Source organism: Methylobacterium planeticum (genome assembly GCF_008806345.1).
Classification (GTDB): domain Bacteria; phylum Pseudomonadota; class Alphaproteobacteria; order Rhizobiales; family Beijerinckiaceae; genus Methylobacterium; species Methylobacterium planeticum.
The window spans coordinates 88,285-112,622 of sequence record NZ_VZZJ01000012.1 but is presented as its reverse complement, the minus strand read 5'-3'; the positions used below and the strand labels follow the sequence as shown (position 1 = coordinate 112,622).

General features: G+C 71.1%; 23 protein-coding genes and 1 pseudogene. 10 read left to right on the top strand and 14 right to left on the bottom strand.

All coding sequences use genetic code 11. The features are described 5' to 3' along the window. Window positions 1-4: 4 nt before the first annotated feature. The gene (gene meaB, locus F6X51_RS15305; RefSeq protein WP_150964539.1) at window positions 5-988 is read left to right on the top strand and encodes a methylmalonyl Co-A mutase-associated GTPase MeaB; all 984 of its coding nucleotides are present in this window, start codon (window positions 5-7) and stop codon (window positions 986-988) included. After that, entirely contained in the window at window positions 985-2,676 is a 1,692-nt protein-coding gene (locus F6X51_RS15300; RefSeq protein WP_150964538.1) for a methylmalonyl-CoA mutase family protein, read from the top strand. Before meaB ends, F6X51_RS15300 begins: the two co-directional genes overlap by 4 nt. Window positions 2,677-2,970: 294 nt before the next feature. Here the strand turns inward: F6X51_RS15300 and F6X51_RS15295 are convergent, their stop codons facing one another. From F6X51_RS15295 to F6X51_RS15280, 4 genes are all read right to left on the bottom strand, one after another. Then, on the bottom strand, window positions 2,971-3,279 hold the full coding sequence (locus tag F6X51_RS15295; RefSeq protein WP_150964537.1) for a hypothetical protein: 309 nt from the start codon (window positions 3,277-3,279) through the stop codon (window positions 2,971-2,973). Between the two features lie 73 nt (window positions 3,280-3,352). After that, entirely contained in the window at window positions 3,353-5,068 is a 1,716-nt protein-coding gene (locus F6X51_RS15290) for a TadG family pilus assembly protein (protein ID WP_150964536.1), read from the bottom strand. Next, on the bottom strand, window positions 5,068-5,499 hold the full coding sequence (locus F6X51_RS15285) for a TadE/TadG family type IV pilus assembly protein (protein WP_191970136.1): 432 nt from the start codon (window positions 5,497-5,499) through the stop codon (window positions 5,068-5,070). The genes F6X51_RS15290 and F6X51_RS15285 overlap by 1 nt, the downstream gene beginning before the upstream one ends. A 179-nt stretch (window positions 5,500-5,678) precedes the next feature. Next, on the bottom strand, window positions 5,679-6,893 hold the full coding sequence (locus F6X51_RS15280; RefSeq protein ID WP_191970135.1) for a YadA-like family protein: 1,215 nt from the start codon (window positions 6,891-6,893) through the stop codon (window positions 5,679-5,681). A 422-nt stretch (window positions 6,894-7,315) separates the two neighbouring features. On the opposite strand from F6X51_RS15280, the gene F6X51_RS15275 reads away from it, so the two are divergent. The 4 genes from F6X51_RS15275 (at window position 7,316) to F6X51_RS27950 (ending at window position 10,563) form a co-directional block, all read left to right on the top strand. Continuing rightward, window positions 7,316-8,800, top strand: coding sequence for a methyl-accepting chemotaxis protein (locus F6X51_RS15275; protein ID WP_150964533.1), 1,485 nt, complete (start codon window positions 7,316-7,318; stop codon window positions 8,798-8,800). A 316-nt stretch (window positions 8,801-9,116) separates the two neighbouring features. Then, window positions 9,117-9,755 carry a PAS domain-containing protein gene (locus F6X51_RS15270; protein WP_150964532.1) on the top strand — a complete coding sequence of 213 codons (639 nt, stop codon included), beginning with the start codon at window positions 9,117-9,119 and terminating at the stop codon, window positions 9,753-9,755. 194 nt (window positions 9,756-9,949) lie between these two features. Beyond that, a complete protein-coding gene (locus F6X51_RS15265; protein WP_150964531.1) occupies window positions 9,950-10,366 on the top strand; it encodes a helix-turn-helix domain-containing protein in 417 nt (138 codons plus the stop codon). Window positions 10,367-10,404: 38 nt separating this feature from the next. Then, window positions 10,405-10,563, top strand: a complete 159-nt coding sequence (locus F6X51_RS27950) for a hypothetical protein (protein ID WP_191970134.1) — start codon at window positions 10,405-10,407, stop codon at window positions 10,561-10,563. Between the two features lie 2 nt (window positions 10,564-10,565). On the opposite strand, the gene F6X51_RS15260 is transcribed toward F6X51_RS27950, so the two are convergent. Together F6X51_RS15260 and F6X51_RS28610 are read right to left on the bottom strand one after the other, a co-directional pair. After that, window positions 10,566-10,925 (bottom strand): hypothetical protein, encoded by a 360-nt coding sequence (locus F6X51_RS15260; RefSeq protein WP_150964530.1) that lies wholly within the window; start codon window positions 10,923-10,925, stop codon window positions 10,566-10,568. A gap of 264 nt (window positions 10,926-11,189) precedes the next feature. Beyond that, window positions 11,190-11,505 (bottom strand): annotated as a pseudogene (locus F6X51_RS28610) (malate:quinone oxidoreductase); the annotation flags it as partial. Between the two features lie 120 nt (window positions 11,506-11,625). Between F6X51_RS28610 and F6X51_RS15250 the strand changes: the two are divergent. The 4 genes from F6X51_RS15250 (at window position 11,626) to F6X51_RS15235 (ending at window position 16,247) form a co-directional block, all read left to right on the top strand. Continuing rightward, window positions 11,626-12,717: an OpgC family protein gene (locus tag F6X51_RS15250; RefSeq protein ID WP_150964529.1), complete on the top strand. Its 1,092-nt coding sequence runs from the start codon at window positions 11,626-11,628 to the stop codon at window positions 12,715-12,717. Next, window positions 12,684-13,628, top strand: coding sequence for an SGNH/GDSL hydrolase family protein (locus tag F6X51_RS15245; protein WP_407658566.1), 945 nt, complete (start codon window positions 12,684-12,686; stop codon window positions 13,626-13,628). The genes F6X51_RS15250 and F6X51_RS15245 overlap by 34 nt, the downstream gene beginning before the upstream one ends. A gap of 85 nt (window positions 13,629-13,713) precedes the next feature. After that, window positions 13,714-15,075: a lipopolysaccharide biosynthesis protein gene (locus tag F6X51_RS15240; protein WP_150964527.1), complete on the top strand. Its 1,362-nt coding sequence runs from the start codon at window positions 13,714-13,716 to the stop codon at window positions 15,073-15,075. Beyond that, entirely contained in the window at window positions 15,072-16,247 is a 1,176-nt protein-coding gene (locus tag F6X51_RS15235; RefSeq protein WP_150964526.1) for a GNAT family N-acetyltransferase, read from the top strand. The genes F6X51_RS15240 and F6X51_RS15235 overlap by 4 nt, the downstream gene beginning before the upstream one ends. 72 nt (window positions 16,248-16,319) lie before the next feature. On the opposite strand, the gene F6X51_RS15230 is transcribed toward F6X51_RS15235, so the two are convergent. From F6X51_RS15230 to tpiA, 8 genes are all read right to left on the bottom strand, one after another. Further along, entirely contained in the window at window positions 16,320-16,649 is a 330-nt protein-coding gene (locus F6X51_RS15230; RefSeq protein WP_150964525.1) for a c-type cytochrome, read from the bottom strand. Between the two features lie 82 nt (window positions 16,650-16,731). Next, a complete protein-coding gene (locus F6X51_RS15225) occupies window positions 16,732-18,042 on the bottom strand; it encodes a PQQ-dependent sugar dehydrogenase (RefSeq protein ID WP_150964524.1) in 1,311 nt (436 codons plus the stop codon). 300 nt (window positions 18,043-18,342) lie between these two features. Next, window positions 18,343-18,690, bottom strand: a complete 348-nt coding sequence (locus F6X51_RS15220) for a hypothetical protein (protein ID WP_150964581.1) — start codon at window positions 18,688-18,690, stop codon at window positions 18,343-18,345. An 83-nt stretch (window positions 18,691-18,773) separates the two neighbouring features. After that, window positions 18,774-20,459 carry a S10 family peptidase gene (locus F6X51_RS15215; RefSeq protein ID WP_150964523.1) on the bottom strand — a complete coding sequence of 562 codons (1,686 nt, stop codon included), beginning with the start codon at window positions 20,457-20,459 and terminating at the stop codon, window positions 18,774-18,776. 22 nt (window positions 20,460-20,481) lie between these two features. Further along, the gene (locus tag F6X51_RS15210) at window positions 20,482-20,934 is read right to left on the bottom strand and encodes a DNA polymerase III subunit chi (protein WP_150964522.1); all 453 of its coding nucleotides are present in this window, start codon (window positions 20,932-20,934) and stop codon (window positions 20,482-20,484) included. Window positions 20,935-21,028: 94 nt separating this feature from the next. Further along, a complete protein-coding gene (locus F6X51_RS15205) occupies window positions 21,029-22,657 on the bottom strand; it encodes a CTP synthase (RefSeq protein WP_150964521.1) in 1,629 nt (542 codons plus the stop codon). Between the two features lie 149 nt (window positions 22,658-22,806). Next, window positions 22,807-23,280 carry a preprotein translocase subunit SecG gene (secG, locus tag F6X51_RS15200; RefSeq protein WP_150964520.1) on the bottom strand — a complete coding sequence of 158 codons (474 nt, stop codon included), beginning with the start codon at window positions 23,278-23,280 and terminating at the stop codon, window positions 22,807-22,809. A gap of 189 nt (window positions 23,281-23,469) precedes the next feature. Continuing rightward, window positions 23,470-24,231: a triose-phosphate isomerase gene (tpiA, locus tag F6X51_RS15195; RefSeq protein WP_150964519.1), complete on the bottom strand. Its 762-nt coding sequence runs from the start codon at window positions 24,229-24,231 to the stop codon at window positions 23,470-23,472. Window positions 24,232-24,338 lie beyond the last annotated feature (107 nt).

The following is a 24,338-nucleotide window of genomic DNA, read 5'->3' as shown; positions in this document are numbered from 1 at the left end:
CAGGATGACACCCTCGCTCGATCTCGTGCCCCGCATCGTCGCGGGCGCCGTTCCGGCCATCGGACGGCTGATCTCGCGGGCCGAGGCGGGCTCCGCCGAGGCCCGGCCGGCGCTGGCCGAGATCTACGGGCGGGCGGGCCGGGCCCATATCGTCGGCCTCACCGGCGTGCCGGGCAGCGGCAAGTCCACCCTCGTGGCGACGCTGACCGCGCATCTGCGTCGGGGCGGCCAGAAGGTGGGTGTCGTGGCCATCGACCCCTCGAGCCCCTATTCGGGTGGTGCCATCCTGGGCGACCGGATCCGCATGGCCGAGCACGTCACCGACGCCGGCGTCTACATCCGCTCCATGGCGACCCGGGGCACCATGGGGGGCATGGCGCGCGCGGCGCTCGACGCGGTCGACATCCTCGACGTCGCGGGCTTCGACACGGTGATCATCGAGACGGTGGGCGTCGGCCAGGACGAGGTCGAGATCGCCCGCGCCTCGCACACCACCGTCGTGGTCTCGGCGCCCGGTCTCGGCGACGAGATCCAGGCGATCAAGGCCGGCATCCTCGAGATCGCCGACATCCACGTGGTCTCGAAATGCGACCGCAGCGATGCCAACCGCACCCTGACCGACCTGAAGCAGATGCTCACCCTCGGCGCCCTCACGACCGGGCGCTCGGAGTGGCGCATCCCGGTGATCGGCCTGAGCGCCTACAAGGGCGAGGGCTTCGAGGCGTTGATCGGCGCGATCGGGGATCATCGCCGCGTCGCCTTCGAGACCGAGGCCGGGGCGCAGCGGCGGCGCGCCATCGCGCGCTTCCGTCTGGAGAAGACCGCCGAGAACCTCCTGATGGAGCGCTTCCTCCGCAAGTCCGGGGCCCTCAGCGGGCCCTTGGCGGAGCGCCTCAGCGCCCGCGACGGCGACCCCTACTCCCTCGCCAACACCCTCCTCGAAGACGCCCTCGGACCTGAAGCAGGCGGAGCCGGAGCCCGTTCATGACCAGCATCATCGACACCAAGGCCGTCGACTCCCTTCGGTCGGAGGTCGCGGACTGGGAAGCCACGGAAGTCGCGGCCTTCCTGAGGAAGCAGGCCGAGCGCAAGCCGGAATTCTTCACCCTCGGCGATATCCCGGTGAAGCGCGTCTACACGGCGGCCGACGCCGCCGAGACGCCGATCGAGGATATCGGCCTGCCGGGGCGCTACCCGTTCACCCGCGGCCCGTACCCGACCATGTACCGCTCGCGGAACTGGACCATGCGCCAGATCGCCGGCTTCGGGACCGGCGAGGACACCAACAAGCGCTTCAAGTACCTGATCGCGCAGGGGCAGACCGGGATCTCGACGGATTTCGATATGCCGACCCTGATGGGCTACGATTCCGACCACCCGATGAGCGAGGGCGAGGTCGGGCGCGAGGGCGTCGCCATCGATACCCTCGCCGACATGGAGGCGCTGTTCGAGGACATCGATCTCGAGACGATCTCGGTGTCGATGACGATCAACCCGTCCGCCTGGATCCTGCTCGCGATGTACATCGTGCTCGCGGAGAAGCGCGGCTACGATCTCGACAAGCTCTCGGGGACGGTCCAGGCCGATATCCTCAAGGAGTACATGGCTCAGAAGGAATACGTCTTCCCGGTCGAGCCTTCGGTGCGCATCGTGCGCGACTGCATCACCTACTGCGCCAAGAACATGAAGCGCTACAACCCGATCAACATCTCGGGTTACCACATCTCGGAAGCCGGCTCCTCGCCGCTTCACGAGGCGGCCTTCACGCTGGCGAACCTCATCGTCTACGTCGAGGAGGTGCTCAAGACCGGCATGCAGGTCGACGAATTTGCCCCGCGCCTGGCGTTCTTCTTCGTCTGCCAGGCGGATTTCTTCGAGGAGATCGCCAAGTTCCGCGCGCTTCGGCGCTGCTACGCCAAGATCATGAAGGAGCGGTTCGGGGCGACGAACCCGGAATCGATGCGCCTGCGCTTCCATTGCCAGACGGCCGCCGCCTCGCTGACGAAGCCGCAATACATGGTCAACGTCGTGCGCACCTCGATGCAGGCCCTGGCCGCGGTGCTCGGCGGCTGCCAATCGCTCCACACCAACGGCTACGACGAGGCCTTCGCGATCCCGACCGAGGACGCGATGCGCATGGCGCTCCGCACCCAGCAGGTCATCGCCGAGGAGACCAACGTCACGCAGGTCACCGATCCGCTCGGCGGGTCCTACTTCGTCGAATCGCTGACGACGGAATACGAGACGCGGATCTTCGAGATCCTGAAGGAGGTCGAGGAGCGCGGCGGCACGCTGAAGCTGATCCAGGAGGGCTGGTTCCAGAAGAACATCGCCGACTTCGCCTACGAGACGGCGCTGCGCAAGCAATCGGGCGAGAAGCCGGTGATCGGCGTCAACCGCCTCGTCGACGGCGCGCCCGATCCGAAGATCGAGACGCACCCCTACGACCAGTCCACCGCCGAGCGCCAATGCGCCCGGACCCAGCGGGTGCGCCGGGAGCGGGACGCGGTGAAGTTCGACCTGCTCCTGAAGCAGCTCGTGGAGGTCGCCAAGGATCCGGCGCAGAACATCATGCCGATCACGATCGAGCTGGTGCGCTCCGGCGCCACCATGGGCGACATCATCGAGACCCTGAAGGACGTCTGGGGGACCTACCGGGAGACGCCGGTCTTCTGAGCGCGCTCAAAGAGGGTCACATCGATCCGGGATCCCGCGAGGGCGCGTCGTTGTCCTCGCGGACGAGCGCCGCGACGGCGTCGACGTTCGGGTCGGCGCGCGCGGTCGACCACATCAGGGCGGCGGCCACGATCCCGAAGGGCTCGGCGACCGGGCGGAATCCGAACGCCGCGCGGCTCGACCCGCGCTCCTGCCCCGGTTCCGGGTGCCGGTCGGCAGCCTGCCGGCGGCCTTCCCATTCAAGCGCGTGACCGAGGCGCGAGACCGGCGCGACGACGCGACGGGCCGGGTGCCCTATGGGTCGAGGCTCTGCATCAGCCGCGCGAGGTGCTGCCGGGTGGCGTCCCGCAGCGCGGCACGCTCGTCCTGCTGTTCGCCGATGATCGGGATCTGATCATCGAACGTTTCCTCGAAATCGCTCAACCCGCCCCGGAGCGTCGAGAGGACCGGGTCCCAATCGAGGGTGCTGTCGAGGAGCGCGATCACGATCTTCTCCATGACGGCGACCCGGGCGCGCAGGCTGATCAGCTCTGCCCGCATCAAGGTCCGGCTGGCCACCCGGTTCGGCGGCCCTTCGAAGTCGCTGCGTCGGTTCGGCATCATGTCGGAAATCCGCCTTGTTCCGCGACAGGGCCTCGCCGTGTCGCATTCGGGGATGCTTGCGGTTCGGAAGCGCCTATTGCACCAGCGCAGCACGGCTGCAGAGCGTGTTGCCCACGGTGACGTCGGCGTAGCCGACCCGGATGCCCAGGACCTTGAAGACGCTGTCCAGGATGCGGTCGAGCACCGGGCTCACCGGCGCGATCACCGGTGGGAGCAGGGGCTTCAGCAGCAGGCCGAGCCCGAGATCGACCTCGTCGAGGCTGATCGCGAGGCTCTGCACCAGGGTCCCGGTCAGCGACTGGGCCAAGCCGGTGGTGGTCACGCTCTGGGTGACGTGGCCGCGGATGTCGCTGTCGCTGAAGGTCAGGGTCTGGGCCGCCGGCGAGACGAGGCTGGCCTGCGCCGACGCCCTCACGCGCACCAGGGGCAGGTCGATCAGGGTCGCGGGGTTCCTCAGGTCGGGGGTTGCGGCGCCGACCGCGATCGCCGAGCGCGGCACGCCCGCGACGGCGAGCCTGAACAGGCCCGGCTGTGCCTCGACGCTGACGCGGCGCTCGCTTTGATCGGACCAGGGGCAGGCCAGCGAGCGCAGGGTTGCCCGCGCGGGCGCGAGTTCCGCGTAGAGGGGCAGGCTGAGGCTGCCGAGACCCAGGGGCGCCTTGATCGCCACTTCGATCAGGAGCCGCGTCTGGGCTGTGGAGACGCTCGCGTTCGCGCTGCCCGGCTGCGCCCAGCCCGAACTCTGGCGGCGCTCGCCGATCGCCAGGGTCAGGCGGGTGGAGAGCAAGCCCGCGACATTGGCCCCGAGCTCGATGGAGACCTGCCGCTGCCCGTTGGCGATGACCGCCGCGTCCGAGATCAGGTTGAACAAGCCGGTCCGCGGCCCGGCTTGGGTTCGGCCCGGCGAAAGGTCGAGCGCGGCTCCAAGGTCCACGACCTGGGCGATCGGCACCGCCGTGGACGACCCGAGCGCGCCCGTCAGGTTGCCGAGGAGCGTGCCCAGGGCCGTGATGGTCGGCGCGGCGTTCACCTCGCCCTGGATCGCGACGCGGAGCGCCCGGATGATCTGACCAACGCTCGCCGATGCCTGCAGCACGCTCGCGTAGCCTCCGGCCCGGATGCCGAGTTCCACCGAGAGGGCATCGAGGAACCGGAACGTGTCGACCTGCCCGATCAGGAGCGCGTCGTAGTCCAGGGCGCTCAGGGACAGGCTGGTGCCCAGCAACGCACCGAGCAACGCGTTGGCGATCCCGCCATCCACCGAGAGCGTTCCCGAGCCGAGGTCGAAGGCGGCGAATTGCGCCTGCGCGGCCGTGCCCGTGACCTCGACCGGAAGGATGGCGGGCAATCCGAGGAAGCGGCCGAAATGGGTGCGCACGCTCGTCCTGAGAGCGACCCTGATGGCGTTGCCGGGCGCGGCCCCCGGCTTGAAGCGATCGGACGGCGCAAGCAGCGGGTCCGCCCGGTAGCGTCCGGGGCTGACATCCGTGGTGATGTCGCGGGCATAGCCGTTATCGGCCAGCGAGCGCCGCGCGAGGCTCTCCGCCTGTGCCGGGTTCGAGGCGGCCACCATGGCGGCGATATCCACGGCGCCCTGCGCCTGGCGACGGGCGAGCACGATGGCTCCGAGATCGGTCGCGAGGCCCGCGAACCCGAACAGGACCGCGAATCCGGCGCCCGCAAGAATGATCATGCCACCCTGCCGATCGGCGGCGAGCCGCCGGATCGGCGCGCGGGCGCGCACCACCCTCCGCCGCGATTGCGCGCGTCGCGCCAGGACGGGGCGCATCAGAGGCCTCCCCGGCGGATGCTCGCGGTGCGCGAGAGGCTGTGCGGCAGCGGCAGGACCCGCGGCGCGAGGCTGAGCAGGACGCCGTTGAGGTCGTAGGTCAGCGTGACGGTGAAGACGTCGGGATCCGCCGCGTCCGGTCCGACCGTGATCGCGACCGCGGCTCCGCTGAGGAGCGGGCTCCCTGCGAGACTCCGCTCAGCCGCGCGCGTCGCGAGCTGGATGCGTTCCGGTGCATCCAGGCCGGCGATCGCCGCCCGGGCGGATTCGCTCGCGGCGATCTGCAGGCTGTGGGCGTATCCGAAGAAGCTCCCGAAGGCGATGATGCCCATCAGGAACGCCAGGAACAGCGGGGCGACGAGGGCGAACTCGATCGCGGCGGCGCCCGACCGGGCGCCGACGAGCGATCCGGCCGCCGCCTGAGCGCGCATCCCTCGCCTCGAAGACATGTGCCAACGCATCATCGTACACTGCAGAGCGGGGTGACGGGGCGGGTGGGGCCGTGCCGGTTGCCAGAACCGCGTGGCGGGCAATGCCGGTCCCCACCGGGTGGCCGGCAAAGGCTGCGCGGATCCCCGGGGGATCCGCGCAGCCTCGCTCCGAGCGAGCCTCACCAGGCGTAGGTCAGGCCGCCGCGGCCCGCGACGTTCGACTGGCCGCTCGTCCCGACACCGACGCCGCCGGAGACGAACAGGTTCTCGCTGACGCGCGCCACGCCGCTCGCGCCGAACCCGGTCTCCCCGTGATAGGTGCCGAAACTCGTGGAGATGGCGAAGTTCTTCCCCGCGGGCAGGACCGCTCCGGCCAGCGCCAGGGCGATGGCGGTGCCCTGATAGGCGCCGCGCATGTCGCGTTGCAGGCGGCCGACGCTCGCCTCCAGGGTGCCGACACGCCCGTCGAGGGCCGCGATGCTGCCCGGGCCATAGGCCGACGTCGCCAGGTTTCCGCTCGCATCCGAGGTGACGAACCGGGTCTCCCCGGACTGTGCGGCGAGGCTCGTGGCCGAGCCGAGCCCCGCCATCGTGTAGGTGCTCTGGGCATTGCCGATCGCGACCTGCCCGGCCCGGGTCGTGCGGACGCCGCTTCCGATCGCGATCGCATTCGCTTGCGCGGCGCTCGCCTCGTGTCCGACCGCGACCGATCCGTCGCCCGCGGCACTCGCGCGTCCGCCGAGTGCCGTCGCGCCGTTCCCGGTGGCCGAGGCTCCGTAGCCGGCAGCGACCGCGTTGGCGCCGGACGCCACCGGAACGCCGGCCTGGATGGTGTCCGTGCCGCGCAGAGGGAAGTCCGGGACGGCGACGCTCAGCCTCTGCTCGAGCCGTGCGAGGCGCGCGGCGAGATCGAGGTTGCTGCCGGTGGCGCCGCCGTCGATCGGCGCATCGTTCCGGGGGTTCAGGGTCACGGTGACGCCCGTGCCGCCACCCGGCGTGCCCGGCACGCCCCGGCCATCGGTACCGGTCGTTCCGAGGACGAGGCCGGTTCCGAGAATGCCGCTTCCGGGATTGGTCGTTCCGACCGTGACGCCCGTCCCGAGCACGCCTCCGCTGTTGGTGGTCGTGCCGACCGTCACCCCGGTGCCGAGAAGTCCGTCGCCCGGACCGGTCGTGCCAACGGTCACGCCGGTCCCGAGGACGCCGGTGCCGGTCGTGCCGAGCGTGAGGCCGGTGCCGAGGACGCCGCTGCCCGGAGCGGTCGTGCCGATCGTGACGCCGGTGCCGAGGACGCCGTTACCGAGGACGCCGTTGCTCGACGTCGTGTCGAGCAGGCCCCGGAGGAGCTGCGCTTGCGCAGGTTGAGCGGCAAGCAGAAGAGCCAGAACACCCATCGCGGGCAGTGTCTGACCAGCATAGCGAAGTCGACGCGCAGCATCGCTCCGAACCCGAACCGGGCCGAGGGATCGGTTCCACATGGATCTGTTCTCTGAACGCGGAGGGATATCGGACAGCGCAAACCGACCACAACCTCTGGGTGGGTGTGGCGTGCATTGATGAAGCTGCACGGGAACGGTTAATCAAAACCTACGGTTGTGGAATGATGATGAAATAACTGCGCATTGCGCATTTTAAGCTGATTATAGCCGCGAATGATGACACGAACCGCAAAAATATCGCTTACAGGTTGTATTTGCTTCACAGATCGTTAGGCATCATATCGCAATCCTCGGTTGTGCGTTCCCCCGTCGCGACCTGTCAGGAGCGCAGCGGTCCTGCGACGTCCGGTCGTCACTCTCGAAATGCCGAGTAGAAGATGCTGTTTGTTCAAGCCCAGAAGGCGTCCGCCGCGGCCATCGCCAAGCTCGCGGCGCTCGACAAGTCGCAGGGCATCATCGAGTTCGATCTCGACGGCCGGATACTGACCGCGAATCCCAATTTCCTCGCGGTGGTCGGCTACACGCTGGAAGACGTCCGCGGGAGGCATCACAGCCTGTTCGTGGAACCGGCCGACCAGGAATCCGAGATGTACCGGGCCTTCTGGTCCGGGCTGCGGCGGGGCGCGTTCCAGGCCGGGCAATACAAGCGCATCGGACAGGGTGGCCGCGAGATCTGGATCGAGGCCTCCTACAATCCTCTGCTGGATCGCGCCGGCAAACCCTACAGGATCATCAAGTTCGCCACCGACATCACGCGCCAGAAGGCGCAGGATGCGGACCGTCAGGGGCAGATCGACGCCATCCACAAGTCGCAGGCGGTCATCGCCTTCGACCTCGACGGCAATGTGCTCGACGCCAACACGAACTTCCTCGATGTCGTCGGCTACACCCTCGCGGAGATCGCCGGCTCGCATCACAGCCGGTTCGTCGAGCCTGCCCACGGGACCAGCCCGGATTATGCCGAGTTCTGGGCCAAGCTGCGCCGGGGCGAGTATCAGGCCGGGCAGTTCAAGCGCCTCGGCAAGGACGGCCGGCCGATCTGGATCGAGGCCTCCTACAATCCGATCCTCGACGCGAGCGGCCGGCCCTACAAGGTGGTGAAGTTCGCCACCGACATCACCGCGCAGGTCGCGCTCCTCGCCGATCTGAGGCACCTGATCGAGGAGAATTTCGGCGGGATCGACAGTGCCCTCCTCCGGTCGGACCACGAGGCCTCGGCGGCCTCCCAGGCGGCCGGGGCGACCACCGGCACGGTTCAGACCATGGCGGCCGCGGCCGAGGAGCTGGCGTCCTCGGTGAGCGAGATCTCCGCGGGCATGGCGAAGTCGCGCGCGGCGACGGACCGGGCGCATGCCGAGGTTCGGGCCGCGGCGGAGCACACCCGGCGCCTGTCGGGTGCCGCGACCGCCATGGGCGGGATCGTCGGGCTGATCCAGACCATCGCGGGCCAGATCAACCTCCTGGCGCTCAACGCCACCATCGAGAGCGCCCGCGCGGGCGCCGCCGGGCGCGGCTTCGCGGTCGTGGCGCAGGAGGTGAAGAGCCTGGCGCATCAGGCCGCACGCGCGACGGAGCAGATCGCGGGCGAGATCGACCGCGTTCAGGCGGTCTCGAAGCAGGTGGTCGACGCTCTCGGGACGATCGAGGGCTCGGTGGCGACGATGCGCGACCACGTCGTCGGCGCGGCGGCGGCCGTCGAGGAGCAGAGCGCGGTCACCCGCGACATGTCGGCGAACATGCGGGAGGCCGCGCGCGCCGTGGCGGCGATCTCCCAGAACGTCCTGACGATCTCGGCCTCGGTGAGCCAGGTCTCGCAGGCGGTGGCCACGACGAAGGACGCGGCGCGTGTGCTGGCACGCTAGGCGCGCCGGAATCCGTCAGCTTTCGCGGGCGAGATCGCGCGCCGAACCGGTTGTCGTCGACACAGGTCGCTCCGCGATGGGCTTCTCGTGCGTCGGCAATGCCTGTGGCGGTGCCGCAACATCCGACACAACGTCTGATGCGCGCCGCTCGACTGGTTATCGCCCTCACGCCTGACAGCCCGCCTGCTCGTGAAACCGAGGCTCATCAGCCGCCGATCCGGGTTTAGACATTCGTTAACCGATCCAGACGTTACCTAAAGTTGCATTTCGTGCCGGCTTTGTGCCAGCTTCGCATCGCCGGCCACGCTGAGCCGTCATGGCGGACCATCCCGAGAAGGACGTTGTTGTGGACAGGACCAAGGCCAGCAGCGCGCAGAACCCGGAGTCGAGCGCTCAGGCGCCGATGGACGTCTCGAACGAGGTCGGCCACTGGGATGTGAACATCGCGGCCGATCGCGTCCGCGCCGATCCCCTCGCGGCGAGCCTGTTCAACGTCGATCCGGATCTCGCCGAGGCCGGCGTGCCGCTTGCCGCCTTCGTGGCCGGCATGCATGCCGAGGACCGCGACCGCGTGATCGCGCTGATCAGCCAATGCGCGCAGCGGGGCGGGTCCTATGTGGCCGAGTACCGCGTGTGCTCGGCCGATGGCGTGACCCGGTGGGTGCTGGCGCGCGGCAGCTTCGAGCTCGACGGCGAGGGGCTGCCGTCCCGCGGGCGCGGCATCGTGGTCGACATCACCCCGAGCCGGCGGCGCGAGACGGCCTTCGTGGCGAGCAAGGCCTCTCCGACGGAGCATCCGCTGGAGCGCGCCGCCGACCAATGCGTCGCGGTCCACCGGACCATCGCGGAGCTCGAGGATCCGACCCTGACGCTCCTGTCGGAGATGCTGCTCCTGGAGATCGGCCGCAAGCTCGCCAAGCTCGAGACGCGCAGTCGGCTCAAGCGCCTGAACTGAGCGCCCGTCCGACTTGAGCGCCTGTTCGACTTGAGCGCCCGTCCGACTTGCGCCCGTCCGACTTGAGCGCCCGTCCGACTTGCGCCCCTTGCGGAGGGCGTTAGAGTTTCGTTAACAACGCGATCGTAGGTTGCATATTGCATGCAGTACCCCGGCCTCAACAGTGAGGTCCCCCGCTTCCAGAGACGTGTCTGATGGCCTCAACACCACCCGCTCGGAACGCGAAGCAGACGACGACCGCCGACCATTCCATCGGGATGCGGATCGCGGAACTCCGGATCGCCAAGGGCATCAGCCAGGCCGCCCTCGGCCAGGCCATCGGCGTCAGCTTCCAGCAGGTCCAGAAATACGAGCGCGGCCTCAACCGCGTGGGGGCCGCGCGCCTGCAATCGATCGCCGGCCTCCTCAACGTTCCGGTCTCGACCTTCCTGCCCGATCAGGCCGGCGCCGTGCGGGCGGAGGACACCAGCCTCAGCCTCCTGCGGGCGCCGGAGGCGCTCGAACTCGTCCAGGCCTTCAGCAGCATCACCGACGCGCAGATCCGGCGCGACGTGCTGTCGATCGTCAAATCCGCCGCCCGTCTGCACGCACCGGATTGCGACGTCTCCTGAGCGCGGGCGATGGCGAAGGAACCGGGCAGAGCCTTCGGGTGACGAGCCAGGTCGTCGAGGCGATGATCGCCGTGCGCCGCACGATCGGGACGCTCCGCGTTCCCGTGCTGCCGACACTCGCGGACCCGCTGCTGTTCGAACTCGGGATCGAGGCGGGCAAGCGCGCCCGCGGGTCGGACGCGCGCCACCGCCACTGAGGCTAACGCGCCGCCGCGCGCACGCAATCGAGGCAGCGCTGGCGCGCCTCGCGGTCCGGGATCCGGAAATAGGCCTGCAGCAGCGCCGAGGCTTCCTGCAGGGTGACCGTATCGCCGGCCGCGTGCAGATCGGCCGGCGCGTCGGTGCTCAGCAGCGCCGATGCCACCCCGAGCGCGTCCGCGATCTGATCGAGGGTTTGCCGCGTCTCCGCGCGCTGCCGATCGGAGGGGGGCTCGCCGCCGCCGACGTCACCGTGATGGTCCGCGGAATCGCGCGTGTCGTCCGTGCCAGAGTAGGTCATGTCCATCCCCAAACGCGGCATTCTGCGGCCGAGCACGCACCCGCCGGCACCGCCGCGCAAAGCGCGCTCCTGCCAAGCTGCATGCAATGCTCAATATACGATTCGGGGCCAAAGTTCGTTCGGCGTGGTAACAGAAAGTTGAAGCGCGGCCGTGCGTGGCGGGCGCCCGGATCACGCAACGCCACCGCATCGCCACGCCGCCGCAAGGGCGCGACTGCCGCGGGGGCCTCGCCCCGCTCAGGGCGCGAGGTCGAGGACCCGGCTTCGTCGTCACGGTGCTGTCGCTGCTGAGCACCGTGTCGCTGCCCTGGACGGGCCGCTTCAACGCCTCTTCGCCTGCCAGCCCTGCGACCCGCGCTTCGAGGGGAAGACCTTCTCGAGGACCTGCGGCATGATCGGGACGGCGGTGAAGGCGCCCGGCGAGGCCCCGAGGCCTGCGGCGATGCTGCCGTCCTTCGCGTTGACGATCGTCCGTGCCGAGCGTCAGCACGCCGCCCCTGTTCGTGTCGCGCCTGATGATCCGCACGCGCTGGCCCGCCTGCCACAGGCGCCGCCCGGACTTCTTCGCCCTCGGGAAGACTTCGCGCGGGGCCGCGTGACGATTGTCGTCCGACAGAATCAGCTGGACGGCCAGGGACTCGGCCTCCGCCCAATGGGCACCTTTGCAGTTCGGGGCGGCAGACCGTATCAGAGCGCGCGTCCGCGGCGGTCTCTCCTGCCTGCGCCCTGTCGCCCTCGAGCCCCGGAGCTGTCGACCCCGATGCGGGAACCGAACGCGATCGACTTCTGGCGCGGTCTCGCCCTGGTGACGATCTTCATCAACCACATCCCGGGCAACACGTTCGAGCGCTACACCTACTCGCAATACGGCATCTCCGATGCCGCCGAGCTGTTCGTGTTCCTGGCCGGGTGGTCGATCGGGATCGCCACCCGCGGGCGGGACGGTGCGCCGGAGCCGCGGCTGAAATCGGTGCTGCGGCTGCTCTCGCGCACGATCGAGGTCTACCGCGCCCAGCTCACCGTGATGCTGATGGCGCTGGCGATGATCGCCGGGACGGCCCTGATCCTCGACAACCCGCTCATCCTCGAATGGCACAATGCCGGGACCTTCTTCGCCGACCCGATCCAGACGGTGGTCGGCGTCGTGCTGCTGTCGCACCAGCTCGGCTTCTTCAACATCCTGCCGCTCTACGTGATCCTCCTCGGGATCGCCCCCGTCTTCGTCCTCCTGGCACGGCTGAGCCGGGTCGCCGCCCTGGCGCTCTCGGCGGCGCTCTACTTCGCGAGCCTCGTCGAGGAGTGGAACCTGCCCTCCTGGCCCGGCGAGGGCGACTGGTTCTTCGATCCGTTCTGCTGGCAGCTCCTCCTCGTCCTCGGCTTCGTGCTCCAGGACTGGAACCGCGAATCGGACACGCTGCGGATCTGGGCCCGCCGGCTGATGCCGCTCGGCATCGTCGTCGTCCTCGTCGGCATCGTGCTGTCGGTGCTCGAACTGCGCCCGGATCCGCTCTTGGTTCCGGAGCCGCGCCTTATTTTTACCTTTGACAAGACTTATCTCTCACCCGCACGGCTGATCCACTTCCTCGGGGTGCTGCTTGCCTTCCAGGCGGTGTATGGCTTGGTTGCGCCACGGATGGGGCCGGCGGTCCAATACTTGGCGCGGCTTGGCCGCAACTCGCTGGCGGTGTTCTCGATGGGCTCGGTCCTCAGCCTCGGGGGCCAGCTCGTACGCTTCTGGACGGGCGGCGGCCTCCTGGTGGATATTCTGGTCATCAGCGCCGGCATCTGGGCTCTGGGTTTCACCGCATGGTTCGTCGAATGGCGCTCCCGAAAGCCACGGCCCCGAGAATGACGTCGCGTCCGACCCTGTGGATGGCCGCCCTGGTTCTGGCGGCCGGATTGAGCCCGGCCCCGGCCCAGGAGCCCGCGCCCGCCCCGCAACCCACCATCGTCTCGCCGCCGAACGCGGCGGCCGCGCCGGGCGCCGAACCCCTCGATCCGAGCCTGTCGCCGGAATGCCGGGTGCCCGGCTCGAAGCTCTACACCCTGGCCAAGCTCCGGGCCGTGAAGATGGCGCTCAAGGACAAGCGCCCGGTGCGCGTGCTCGCCGTCGGCTCGACCTCGGCGGGGCCCGGCGCCTCCGCGACCTACCCGATGAAGCTCGAGACGGCCCTCGAGCGCTCGCTGCCCGACGTCGACGTGGTGGTCGAGGCGCGTGGCCTGCAGGGCGAGATCGCGTCCGGGGCGGCTGAGCGCCTGCGCAGCATGGTGGCGGATGTCGAGCCCGACCTCGTGATCTGGCAGGTCGGCACGCACGACGCGCTCGCCCGGGTCGAGATCGACGCCTTCGGGGAGGCCCTCGACGAGACCGTGAAGTGGATCAAGTCGCACGAGATGGACGTCGTGCTGGTCGACCCGCTCTACACCGCGAGCCTCGCCGACGACGCCTATTACAGCAGCATCGTGCGCAAGGTTCAGGAGGTCGCCGCCCGCGAGGGCGTGCCGCTGGTCCAGCGCTACGAGGCCATGCGCTACCTCTCGGGCCGGGCGGAGAAGTCCGAGGGCCACATGCTCGGCCGCCAATTCCGGCTGAACGACCTCGGGCTGCGCTGCATGGCCGAGCACGTCACCCGCGCCATCACGCTCTCGCTGCTCCAGCCCGACACCACCGGCACCGCCGGCCCGGTGCTCAAGTCGGACCTGCCCGCGGCGGTGCGGGACCCGAACGGTCCCCAGGTGAACCCGACGCCCGACGGGCATTAACCCCGCCGCAACGGCACGGGGCTTAGAGGGATCCGTCGGGCTGCCCGCGAATCCGTCGCCGGCCGCGCCCCGGCGCGGGGCCAGCATGGCAGCGAGCTTGGCAGCGGGATCGTCCCTCGGCGCGGCGCTCGGCCGGCTCAAGGCCGCGCGCGCCGGTCCCGCGCGGGCCGCCCTCGACGTCTTCGCGATCCGCATCGCGGCGGCCGGCTTCGGCTACGGCGCCCAGGTCCTGATGGCCCGCCTGATGGGCGGCGCCGAATACGGCATCTTCGCGAGCGTCTGGGTCTGGACCGCGATCCTCGGCCACACCGCGACCCTCGGCCTGTCGCAGGGCGCCTGCCGCTTCCTCCCGGCCGACCAGGCCCGCGGCGACCTCGATGCGGCGCGCGGCTTCCTCGCCGGCGGCGCCCTGGCGACGCTCGGGGCGGCGCTCGCCGTAACGCTCGCGGGCCTCGCCTTAATCGGGCTCGACGGCGCCCGGATCGCCGAGCCCTACGCCGCGCCGCTCCTCATCGCCGCCCTGGTGCTGCCCCTCTTCGCCCTGCAGGACTATCTCGAGGGCGTCGCCCGCAGCCAGAACTGGGCCGTGCTCGCCATCGCGCCGCCCTACCTGCTGCGCCAGGGGCTGATCATGGCCACCATGGTGGCCGCCGTGCTCCTCGGGGCACCGCCCCGCGCTTCCGTGGCGCTGGCCTGCACCCTCGCGGCCACCGGCCTCGCGCTGGCGCTCCAGGCCGTGCTGCTGCGGGCCCGCCTGCGCCGGGTCCTGCCGCCGGGGCCGCGCCGGTTCGGCTGGCGGCGATGGTTCGGCGCCTGCCTGCCGATCGCGGCGGTGGACCTCGCGGCGGCGGGGTTCGGCTTCGTCGACGTCGTGGTGCTGGGCTTCCTGCTGCCCCCCTCCGCGGTCGGCCTCTACTTCGCGGCGACGCGCATCCAGCAACTCGTGGTGTTCGTGCATTACGCGGCCTCCGCCGCCACCGCCCAGCGCTTCAGCGCACTGCACGCGCAGGGCGACCGCGCCGCCCTCGCGGCCCTCGTGCGCCGCCAGGCCCGGGCGGTCTTCGGCGCCACCGCCCTCGTCGGGCTGGCGCTCGTGGCGCTGGGCCCGCTCCTTCTCGGGCTGTTCGGTCCGGACTTCCGCGACAGCCTGCCGATCCTCGCGCTCCTGATCGCCGGCAGCGTCGGCGCGAGCCTGTTCGGCCCCGGGGAGGATCTTCTGACGATGCTCGGCGGCGAGCGCCTCTGCGCCGTCATCACGGGCGCGATGCTGATCCTCGCGGCCCTCGCCTGCCTCGCCCTGGTGCCGGCCTTCGGGCCCATCGGGGCGGCGGCTGGTCTCGCGGGCGTGACGCTCCTGCGCGGCTACGCCATGGCCCGCGCCGCCCGCGCCGTGCACGGCCTCGCGACGCCAATCTGGTCCGGCCTCAGCCTGCGGACACGCCCATGATCGCGCTGCGCAGCCCGAACCCGGATGCGGTCGCCCTCGTCGAGGCGCGGAGTCTCGCCCGCGAGCCGGAGGCCTGGGACGACCTCGTCGCGCGCTCCCGTGAGCCGCACCCGCATTTCAGCCGCCACGTCCTCACGGCCCACATGGCGGCCGGGCTCGCCCCCGCGGACCTCCGGCTCGTCACCGTGCGGCGGGCGGGGCGCCTCGTCGCCGCCCTGCCCTACCGGCTGCGCCGCGACCTCTGCGGCCTCGGCGGCCAGGTGGCACGACCGTTCCTGTCGCCCCTCGTGACCGCGACGCCGCCCCTGGTGGCGCGCGAGGCCGACCTCCCAGAGACCCTGTCGGCCCTGGTCGCGGGCCTCGGCGAGGCCTCGGGCGGGCGGGCGTGGCGCTGGCCCCTCCTGCCGGCCGGGAGCCCCCTCGGGCAGGGCCTCCTCGCCGCGATGCGGGCGGCCGGCTGGGCCTGCGGCAGCGTCGCCGCGTTCGAGCGCCCAATCCTCGACCGCCGGGCCAGCCACGCGGCCTTCCTCGACGGCCATCCGCACCGCGCGCGGTTCAAGGACCTCCGGCGCCGGGAACGGCGCCTCGCGGAGGTCGGCCACGTCACCTTCGAGACGGCAACCGAAGGGCCGGCCCTCGCGGCGGCCGTCGAGGCGTTCCTCACCCTCGAGCGTGCCGGCTGGAAGGGAGCCGCCGGCACCGCCATGGCCAGCCGGCCGGAGGGCGCGGCGCTCGCCCGCGGGTTGTTCGGGCGGACCGAGCTTCCCGTCACCGGCCGAAATCCGACCAGGACGGAAGGGCCCGTCACCCCGCGGGCCGACCTCCTGCGCCTCGACGGGCGCCCGGTCGCCGTCAGCCTCGCGCTCGTCGCGGGCGGCACCGCGACGCTTCTCAAGACCGCCTATGACGAGACCCAGCGGGCGAGCGCGCCGGGGCTGCTGCTCGAGGCGCGGATCATCGAGGCGATGCACCGGACGGGCTTCGCCGAGCGCCTCGATTCCGCGACGCTCGCGGGCTCGGCGCTGGAGAGCCTCTACCGCGAGCGCGAGACCATCGCGGAGATCATCGCGGTGCCGCCCGGCGGCGCGCTCTCGCTGGATCGGCGGCTGCGGCTCGCCCGGTTCGAGCACGAGGCGCGCGCCGAGGCCAAGCGCTTGCTCCGGCGCGCCTGAAGCGCTTGCTCCTGCGCGCCTCAGGCGCGTGCTCCTGCGCGCCCGAAACGCGTGTTCCGGCGCGCCTCAGCCTCAGCCCGGCGGCAGCACCTCGATCTGCAGGCCGCCGTAATAGGCCGCGAGGTTGGCGATGTCGGCGTCCGTGAGCTCCTTCGCCACCACGTTCATGATCTCGTTCCGGCGCGTGCCGTCCCGGTACTCGGTCAGCGCCTTGACGAGGTAGGGCTCGATCTGCCCGGCGATGTTGGGCGCCTCGGGCAGCTTCGACAGGCCGTCCATGCCGTGGCAGGTCTGGCAGGCGACGGCCCGCTTGCGGCCGGCCGCGGCGTCGCCGGCCTCGGCCGCCGTGGCGGTCAGGACGGCCACGACGGCGAAGAGACTGAGACAGGCGGAACGCAGCATCGCGGGCCTCGCTCGGAACATCGGGTTCGGGCGGGCCCCTCCGCCGGTCGCGGAGAGGCCCGCCTGTGGCGGAGGCCGGCGGCTACTTGCCCTCGTAAGAGATGCGGTAGACCGCCCCCGCGGTGTCGTCCGAGACGAGGAGCGAGCCGTCGAGCAGCACCGCAACGTCGACGGGCCGGCCGAGATACTCGCCGTCCCCCGTCAGCCAGCCCTCGGCGAAGGGCTGCGGCTGGCCGGCGCTGCCGTCCTTGTTGACCGGCACGAACATGATGCGGGCGCCGATCGGCTGCGTCCGGTTCCACGATCCGTGCTCGGCCGTGAAGATGCCGCCGCGGTAGCGCTCGGGAAACATCTTGCCGTTGTAGAAGGTCATGCCGAGATCGGCCGCGTGCGGCGCCAGCTCGGCCTGCGGGAACACCGCGTCCTTCGGGGGCGCCGCATCCTTGTACTCGACGGTGCGGACATGGCCGCCGCCGAACCACGGGAAGCCGAAATTCTCGCCGGCCTTGGTGGCCCGGTTCAATTCGCCGGGCGGCTGGTCGTCGCCCATGCCGTCGACCTGGTTGTCGGTGAACCACAGGGCCTTGTCGGCGCTGTTGAAATCCATCCCCACCGAATTGCGCACGCCGGTGGCGAAGACCTCGCGGTTCTTGCCGTCCGCGTCCATCCGGACGATGCCGCCGACGCCCGAGCGGGCGTAGAGGTCGAGCTTGTCCTGGGGCGGCACGTTGTAGGGCTGGCCGAGCGCGATGTAGGTCTTGCCGTCCGGCCCGACGCGGCACACCCGCGCGGTGTGGTTGTAGCTCTCCTCGGAGGCCGGGATCAGCTCGCCCTGCTTGACCAGGATGCCGGCGGCGACGTCGGGATTCTCGTAGAAGAACTCGGCCGCCGGGAAGGCGAGCACCCGGTTCTGCTCCACCACCGTCAGCACGCCGTCGCGGGAGAAGCAGACGCCGTTCGGGACCTTGAAGTCGATGCCGGGCGCGAAGGCCCGCACCTCATCGGCGACCCGGTCCTTGTCCCGGTCCGTCACCGTGTAGACCTTGGTCTTGCGGGTGCCGACGAAGATCACGCCGGCATTCGGCCCCACCGCGAGCGAGCGAGCGTCCGGCACCACCGCGTAGAGGTCGATCTTGAAGCCCTCCGGCAGCTTCACCTTGGTGAGGATGCGCCGGATCGCATCGGCGCGCTTGCCGGTCTGCGGGATCTCGGGGGCGGGGCCGGTGCCGGTGCTCTGGAAGGCCTGCAGCTTCTCGAGGTCGTCGGCCTTGGTCCTCGTCGCCTCGGCCGGCGGCGCGGCACCCTGCGCGCGCACCGGCGCACCGAGCGTCGTCACGAGGGCCGTTCCCGTCATGAGAGCCGCGAAGGTAGCGGCAACAGCAGCAGATCGCATGGACGTCCTCCTGGCGCCGCCACTCTGTGATCGGGCGGTCCCGGAGAGTGATAGGCCGCGCAAGCGAGGCGGCAAGCCCGGGATCTGACGCCGGCCTGGTGTTTGAACGCGGTGGGCCCCGGAATACGGAGCGCGTCCGAACGTGGGAGCCGCATCCAGCGCTCGCCGCCACCGCGACGGCCCCCGTCACCACGGGTGCTCCCGCCGCCATCCTGCGACCATTTGCGCCGCCGGCCGGCCGAAGCCTGCGACCGATCCGGCGGCGGTCACGACCGTCGCGATCGGCCTCGCGCCGGGGCGCTACTTCACGATCCGGTCGAGGCGGTTGTTGACGAAGAAGTACAGCTCCTTGGCGCCCGGCTCGTTGTAGAGCACCTGCACCTCGCGCCCGGCGCGGCCCTCGCCGACGAGGACGTCGGTCGGCGGCTTGCCCTTGAGGCGCACGAGATCGCACTCGCCGATGCCGGTCTGGATCACGGCGGCGCCCGTCGGCGCGGGGCCGTTGCAGGTCCCGTCCGGCGCCAGGACCGGGCCCGTGAAGGTCGGGGCGGCCGGCGCCGGCGCGGGCTTCACCGCCACGGCCGCCGCGGGCGCGGGCCGCTCTTCTGTGGTGGTGCAGGCGGCGAGGCCGAGCAGCGCGGGGACCATCAGGCCCGCGAGGGAGCGGGATGCCGTAACGAAGTCCCTCGCGGCGGCGCGACGGGCGGCGGCAGGTCTCACGTCACGGGGCATCAGGGCATGTCCCGGGGATGCTCGGGCGTCGGGATGCCGGCTCGCGGCTCGATCGCGGTGCGGGCCTTCAGGGCCGAGGCGTAGAGGGCGGCGACGTCCCGCTGGAAGGCGGCCCGCGCCTCGGGACGGGAGTAGAACATGTGACCCCCCGGGTAGACGGCGAGGCTCAGCCGCTTCTCCGTCCCGTAATCCGGGAGCTGGTCGATGAGGAGCTTCGAGACGAAATAGGGCGTGACGAGGTCGGTGAAGCCATGGGCCACGAGCACCCGCAGGTTGCCGTCGAGGGCGAGGGCTCCGCGCAGGGCGTTCACCGCCTCCGGGGCGCTGCGGCCCGAGCCCCAGGTCCAGCCCCGGTTCACCGCGCCGTTGAGGAGTTCGTAGCGCAGGTTCGTCACCCGCCAGTTCAGCTGCCTGGCGTAGAGCTCCACCATCGCGCTGGTGAGGGGCGCCTGGATGGCGGTGAGGAGCGGGTCCTCGAAGCCCGAATGCGGCGCGGTCGGGTCGGGATCCCAGCCCGTGACGCCGGTATCGTAGGCGCTCGCGACCCGGCCCCCCGCCCGGTCGATCTCCCGCTGCACGCTGTGGGCGGTGAGGCGCCCCGCCTGGGCGCGCACGAAGGCGGGATCGAGCCCGGTCAGGGCCGAGACCCGGTCGGTCAGGCGCGCCACCGCCGCCGCGTCGTTCGGCCCCTTGAGGAGATCGCCCAGATAGGCCCCGGTGGCGTAGCTCTCGGCATCCGCCAGCATCGAGCGGTTGACGGCGGCCCCGCCCCGCTCCAGCGCGGCGGCCGCGAAGGACGGGAGCCGGGTGACGTGGCCCCAGGGGTTGGTGCGGGGCGGCTGCAGCCAGCCGAAATCGAGGACGGGCGACAGCAGGACGAGGCCGGAGAGCCCGACCCCGACATCCTCCTGCAGCTTCCCGGCGATGAGCGGGCCGCGGAAGCCGCCGTAGCTCTCGCCGACGTAGAATTTCGGCGCGCCCATCCGGTCGTTGACCCGCAGGTAGCGGGCGATGGCGGCGGCCAGGACCGAGGCGTCGGCATCGACCGACCAGTAGCGCTTGGCATCCCCGTCCGCCGCCCGGCTGTAGCCGGTGCCCACGGGGTCGATGAAGACGAGGTCGGTGAAGTCGAGCCAGGTGCCGTCGTTCGGCACCAGGGTGACGGGACGCGAGGGGCTGATGCTGCCCCCGTCCGTCGGCAGCCGCCACGGCCCGATCGCCCCGATGTTCAGGTAGGCGGAGGACGCGCCGGGCCCGCCGTTGATCGCGAAGGTGATGGGACGCTGGGCCTCGCCCGCCTTCGCCGGGCGGGTATAGGCCACGAAGGCGATCTCGGCCTGGAGCTTGCCGCCCTCGTCGACGAGCGGAAGGCTGCCGGCGGTCGCCGCGAAGGCGAGACTGCGCCCGTCCGGCAGGCTCAGGCTGTGCTCGGTGGTCTGGTCGGGGGGCAGCTTGCGGCCCTCGGGCCCCCGCTCCGGGGGGCGCCGCGCCTCGGCGGCGGGCCCGGCGCCGGCCTGCGGCGCGCCTTGCGCGGCCAGCGGACCCGGGGCGGCGAGGAGGAGCGCCAGGATCGCCGCCGCGAGACGTCCCAGCGGCGCCCGTCGCGCCCCGCCGGACGCGGCGCGGCTCCGTCCGTCGGGCGACCCGGGAACGCGTCCCGGGGTGGACCTGCCGTCATGTCTCATCGGGTGCCTCCCAGGCGGGGCGTCACGCCTTCTTCTGCCATCGGCCGGATTCGTCCTGCTGCCAGTAGGCGACCGCGTGGCCGCCCTCCTTGGCCTCGCGCCACTGCTCGCGGGCGCGCAGCAGCGCCTCCTGGTCGGTTCCGTCGAACAGGATGCAGATGCGCGCGTAGCTGCCCGCGTCCGGGGGCAGGTCGGCACCCTCGACGAGGAAGCGGATCGAGGCCGCGTTCGGGTTCGCGTCCCGCAGCGTCAGCACCACGGGCTGGGTCGGCGCATCGGTGTCGCGGTCGGTGCCGTGGGGCAGGAAGCTGTCGTCGCTGTAGGTCCAGAGATGATCGTCGAGGGCCTGGAGCCGCTCCTCGCTCGCGGCCTGGATCGCCGCGCGCCATTGCCGCTCGAGGGAGCGCTCGAGGAGGTTCGGCAGCACCTTCTCCAGGGGCTGGCGCTGCATGTGGTAGAACAGGATCTCGGTCACGGTTCTCGTCAGATAGGGCGTCCGGGCCCGCAACGTAGGGCGGACCGGGCGCCGCTGGGCCGGACCGAGCGTCGCAGAGGCGGGGGCTCCCCCCTCAGACGAGGCGGCTCTGCTCGATCGCGGCGGCGATGAAGCCCTTGAACAGGGGGTGCGGCTCGAAGGGGCGCGACTTCAGCTCCGGATGGAACTGCACGCCGATGAACCAGGGATGGCCCTCGTGCTCGATCGTCTCGGGCAGGAGCCCGTCCGGCGAGGTGCCGGAGAAGCGCAGGCCCTTGGCCTCGAGGCCGTCGCGATAGGCCATGTTGACCTCGTAGCGGTGCCGGTGGCGCTCGGAGATCTCGGTGGTGCCGTAGATCTCGGCGATCTTCGAGCCCGGGCGCAGGCTCGCCTTGTAGGCGCCGAGGCGCATGGTGCCGCCGAGGTTGCCCTCCGCCGCGCGCTGCTCGAGCTCGTTGCCGCGCAGCCATTCGGTCAGGAGGCCGACCACCGGCTCGGGCGTGTCGCCGAACTCCGTCGAGTTGGCCTTCTCGATCCCGGCGAGCGAGCGCGCCGCCTCGATCACCGCCATCTGCATGCCGAAGCAGATGCCGAAATACGGGATCTTGCGCTCGCGGGCGTAGCGGGCCGCGCGGATCTTGCCCTCGGCGCCGCGCTGGCCGAAGCCGCCCGGGACCAGGATGCCGTTCAGGCCCTCGAGGAAGGGCGCCGGGTCCTCGCGCTCGAACACCTCGGACTCGATCCACTCCAGGTTGACCCGGACCCGGTTGGCGATGCCGCCGTGGGTCAGCGCCTCGGTGAGCGACTTGTAGGCGTCCTTCAGCCCCGTGTACTTGCCCACGATGGCGATGGAGACCTCGCCCTCGGGGTTGCGCACCCGCTCCGAGATCGTGATCCAGCGGTCGAGCTTCGGCTCGACGGCGCCCTCGAGGCCGAAATGGGCCAGGACCTCGCGGTCGAGGCCGGCCTCCCGGTAGGAGAGCGGCACGTCGTAGATCGACTCGACGTCGCGCGCCTCGATCACGGCGGTCTCGCGGACGTTGCAGAACAGGCCGAGCTTGCGCCGCTCGTCGGCCGGGATCGGCCGGTCGCAGCGGCAGAGCAGCATGTCGGGCTGGATGCCGATGGAGCGCAGCTCCTTGACGGAGTGCTGCGTCGGCTTGGTCTTCAGCTCGCCCGCGGACGGGATGTAGGGCAGCAGCGTCAGGTGCACGAAGGCGGTCGAGCCCCGCGGCAGCTCCTGGCCGAGCTGGCGGATCGCCTCGAAGAAGGGCAGGCCCTCGATGTCGCCGACCGTGCCGCCGATCTCCACGAGGACGAAGTCGAAGGCCTCGTTGCCCTCGAGCACGAAGGCCTTGATGGCGTTCGTGACGTGCGGGATCACCTGGATGGTCGCCCCGAGATAGTCGCCGCGGCGCTCCTTCGTGATGATGTCGAGGTAGATCCGCCCGGTGGTGATGTTGTCGGCGCGCGTCGCCGGCACCCCGGTGAAGCGCTCGTAATGCCCGAGGTCGAGGTCGGTCTCGGCGCCGTCGTCGGTGACGAAGACCTCGCCGTGCTGGGTCGGGCTCATCGTGCCCGGGTCGACGTTGAGGTAGGGGTCGAGCTTGCGCAGCCGGACCTTGTAGCCGCGGGCCTGGAGCAGGGCCGCGAGCGCCGCCGAGGCGAGGCCTTTGCCGAGCGAGGAAACCACGCCGCCGGTGATGAAGACGTACCGCGTCATGGGCCTCGGTCCTTAACGAATGCTCTGGGATTTGCCAAACCGCAAAATGCCCGCGCCGCGCGATCCTTGTGGAGCGCGCAACGCGAGATCACGGCCTTGATGGGATGGTGGAGGCCGGTCCGCCGGGCAGGGTCCGGCGGCCGCGGGCATCAGCGCGACTGCGGGGCGTCCGGCACGGCGGGCGAGGCCGGCTGGGCAGACGGCGCCGGCGTGGTGGGCACCTGGGCGGCGGGGGCCTGGCCGGTCGGCGCCGGGGCGGCGGGTGCCGCCGGGGCCCCCGGCGCCGGGGCGCCGCCCTGCTGCCGCAGCGTGTCGAGGAGGTTGTCGGCGTTGGCCGGCTTGTTCGGCTGCTGCGCGGTGCCGGAGCCGTCGAGGATCGACTTCGGGGCGGTGGCGCGGTGCGACATCACCGCCAGGGTCATGCTGGTGGCGAAGAACAGGGCCGCCAGGATCGCGGTCGCGCGGGTCAGGGCATTGGCCTGGCCGCGGCCGGTCATGAAGCCCGAGACGCCGCCGCCCCCGCCGCCGCCGAGGCCGAGCCCGCCCTCCGAGCGCTGCAGCAGCACCACGGCGATCAGCGCGAGCACGATGAAAAGATGGACGACGATCAGGACGGTCTGCATCGGATTTCCAGAAACGGCACGCGCGATTCGCAGGTCGGCGACCGAGCGCGTGCTGAGGGCGGTGGGGATCGCGGGCGAACGCCGCCTGAACACCACCGGCCGCCTATGACGCGGGCCATTACACCAGATGCGGCCCGCCGCCAACCGCGCCGCGGCGACGCGGCCCGCCCGGCATGAGCCCGCCGCCGCTCACGCGTAGGCTGCGCAGATCCCCAGGAAATCCCCGGCCACGAGGCTGGCCCCGCCCACGAGGGCGCCGTCGACGTTCTCCACCGACATCAGCTCGCGGGCATTGCCGGGCTTGACCGAGCCGCCGTACAGGATGCGGATCTTCTCGGCCTCCGCGCCCACGAGCTTGTCGAGCATCTCGCGCAAGGAGGCGTGGACCTCGGCGATGTCCTTCGGGGTCGGGGTCAGCCCGGTGCCGATCGCCCAGACCGGCTCGTAGGCGATCACGGTGTCGGCCACGGCGGCGCCCTTGGGCACGCCGATGGCGAGCTGGGCGCGGACGATGTCGAGGGCGCGGCCCTGCTCGCGCTCCTCCCGGGTCTCGCCGACGCAGATGATGCCGCACAGGCCCGCGCGCCGGGCGCCGAGCGCCTTGGCGTGGACCCCGTCATCGGTCTCGTGGTGATAGGCCCGGCGCTCGGAATGGCCGACGATGACGTAGCGGGCTCCCAGATCGGCGAGCATCTCGGCCGAGATCGAGCCCGTGAAGGCGCCGCTCTCCTTGGCGTGCAGGTTCTGCCCGCCGATCGCGATGGGCGAGCCGTAGGCGGCGGCCACGCAGGAGGCGATCAGGGTCGAGGGCGGGCAGATCAGGACGTCGATCCGCGCGGCGAGCTCCGGCGTCAGGCCCTGCCGGACCGCTTCAACCACAGCAAGAGAACTGCGGGTGCCGTTCATCTTCCAGTTGCCGGCCACCAGAGGGCGCCGCCCCGAGCTCGTCATCCGATTCTCACCCGCTACGCGTGTCGCCCGGGGCGTACCAGAGCAACCTTGGGCGCGCAAACGCCCGCGGCCCGGCGGAGCGGGACCGGCGCGGCGGCGGACGACCT

What these genes read in the sequence shown, in the direction of transcription:
- meaB (WP_150964539.1), top strand. Translation starts at nt 5, where the DNA reads ATGACACCCTCGCTCGATCTCGTGCCCCGCATCGTCGCGGGCGCCGTT.
- F6X51_RS15300 (WP_150964538.1), top strand. Translation starts at nt 985, where the DNA reads ATGACCAGCATCATCGACACCAAGGCCGTCGACTCCCTTCGGTCGGAG.
- F6X51_RS15295 (WP_150964537.1), bottom strand. Translation starts at nt 3,279, where the DNA reads ATGATGCCGAACCGACGCAGCGACTTCGAAGGGCCGCCGAACCGGGTG.
- F6X51_RS15290 (WP_150964536.1), bottom strand. Translation starts at nt 5,068, where the DNA reads ATGCGCCCCGTCCTGGCGCGACGCGCGCAATCGCGGCGGAGGGTGGTG.
- F6X51_RS15285 (WP_191970136.1), bottom strand. Translation starts at nt 5,499, where the DNA reads ATGCGCGCTCAGGCGGCGGCCGGATCGCTCGTCGGCGCCCGGTCGGGC.
- F6X51_RS15280 (WP_191970135.1), bottom strand. Translation starts at nt 6,893, where the DNA reads ATGGGTGTTCTGGCTCTTCTGCTTGCCGCTCAACCTGCGCAAGCGCAG.
- F6X51_RS15275 (WP_150964533.1), top strand. Translation starts at nt 7,316, where the DNA reads ATGCTGTTTGTTCAAGCCCAGAAGGCGTCCGCCGCGGCCATCGCCAAG.
- F6X51_RS15270 (WP_150964532.1), top strand. Translation starts at nt 9,117, where the DNA reads ATGGCGGACCATCCCGAGAAGGACGTTGTTGTGGACAGGACCAAGGCC.
- F6X51_RS15265 (WP_150964531.1), top strand. Translation starts at nt 9,950, where the DNA reads ATGGCCTCAACACCACCCGCTCGGAACGCGAAGCAGACGACGACCGCC.
- F6X51_RS15250 (WP_150964529.1), top strand. Translation starts at nt 11,626, where the DNA reads ATGCGGGAACCGAACGCGATCGACTTCTGGCGCGGTCTCGCCCTGGTG.
- F6X51_RS15245 (WP_407658566.1), top strand. Translation starts at nt 12,684, where the DNA reads ATGGCGCTCCCGAAAGCCACGGCCCCGAGAATGACGTCGCGTCCGACC.
- F6X51_RS15240 (WP_150964527.1), top strand. Translation starts at nt 13,714, where the DNA reads ATGGCAGCGAGCTTGGCAGCGGGATCGTCCCTCGGCGCGGCGCTCGGC.
- F6X51_RS15235 (WP_150964526.1), top strand. Translation starts at nt 15,072, where the DNA reads ATGATCGCGCTGCGCAGCCCGAACCCGGATGCGGTCGCCCTCGTCGAG.
- F6X51_RS15230 (WP_150964525.1), bottom strand. Translation starts at nt 16,649, where the DNA reads ATGCTGCGTTCCGCCTGTCTCAGTCTCTTCGCCGTCGTGGCCGTCCTG.
- F6X51_RS15225 (WP_150964524.1), bottom strand. Translation starts at nt 18,042, where the DNA reads ATGCGATCTGCTGCTGTTGCCGCTACCTTCGCGGCTCTCATGACGGGA.
- F6X51_RS15220 (WP_150964581.1), bottom strand. Translation starts at nt 18,690, where the DNA reads ATGGTCCCCGCGCTGCTCGGCCTCGCCGCCTGCACCACCACAGAAGAG.
- F6X51_RS15215 (WP_150964523.1), bottom strand. Translation starts at nt 20,459, where the DNA reads ATGAGACATGACGGCAGGTCCACCCCGGGACGCGTTCCCGGGTCGCCC.
- F6X51_RS15205 (WP_150964521.1), bottom strand. Translation starts at nt 22,657, where the DNA reads ATGACGCGGTACGTCTTCATCACCGGCGGCGTGGTTTCCTCGCTCGGC.
- secG (WP_150964520.1), bottom strand. Translation starts at nt 23,280, where the DNA reads ATGCAGACCGTCCTGATCGTCGTCCATCTTTTCATCGTGCTCGCGCTG.
- tpiA (WP_150964519.1), bottom strand. Translation starts at nt 24,231, where the DNA reads ATGACGAGCTCGGGGCGGCGCCCTCTGGTGGCCGGCAACTGGAAGATG.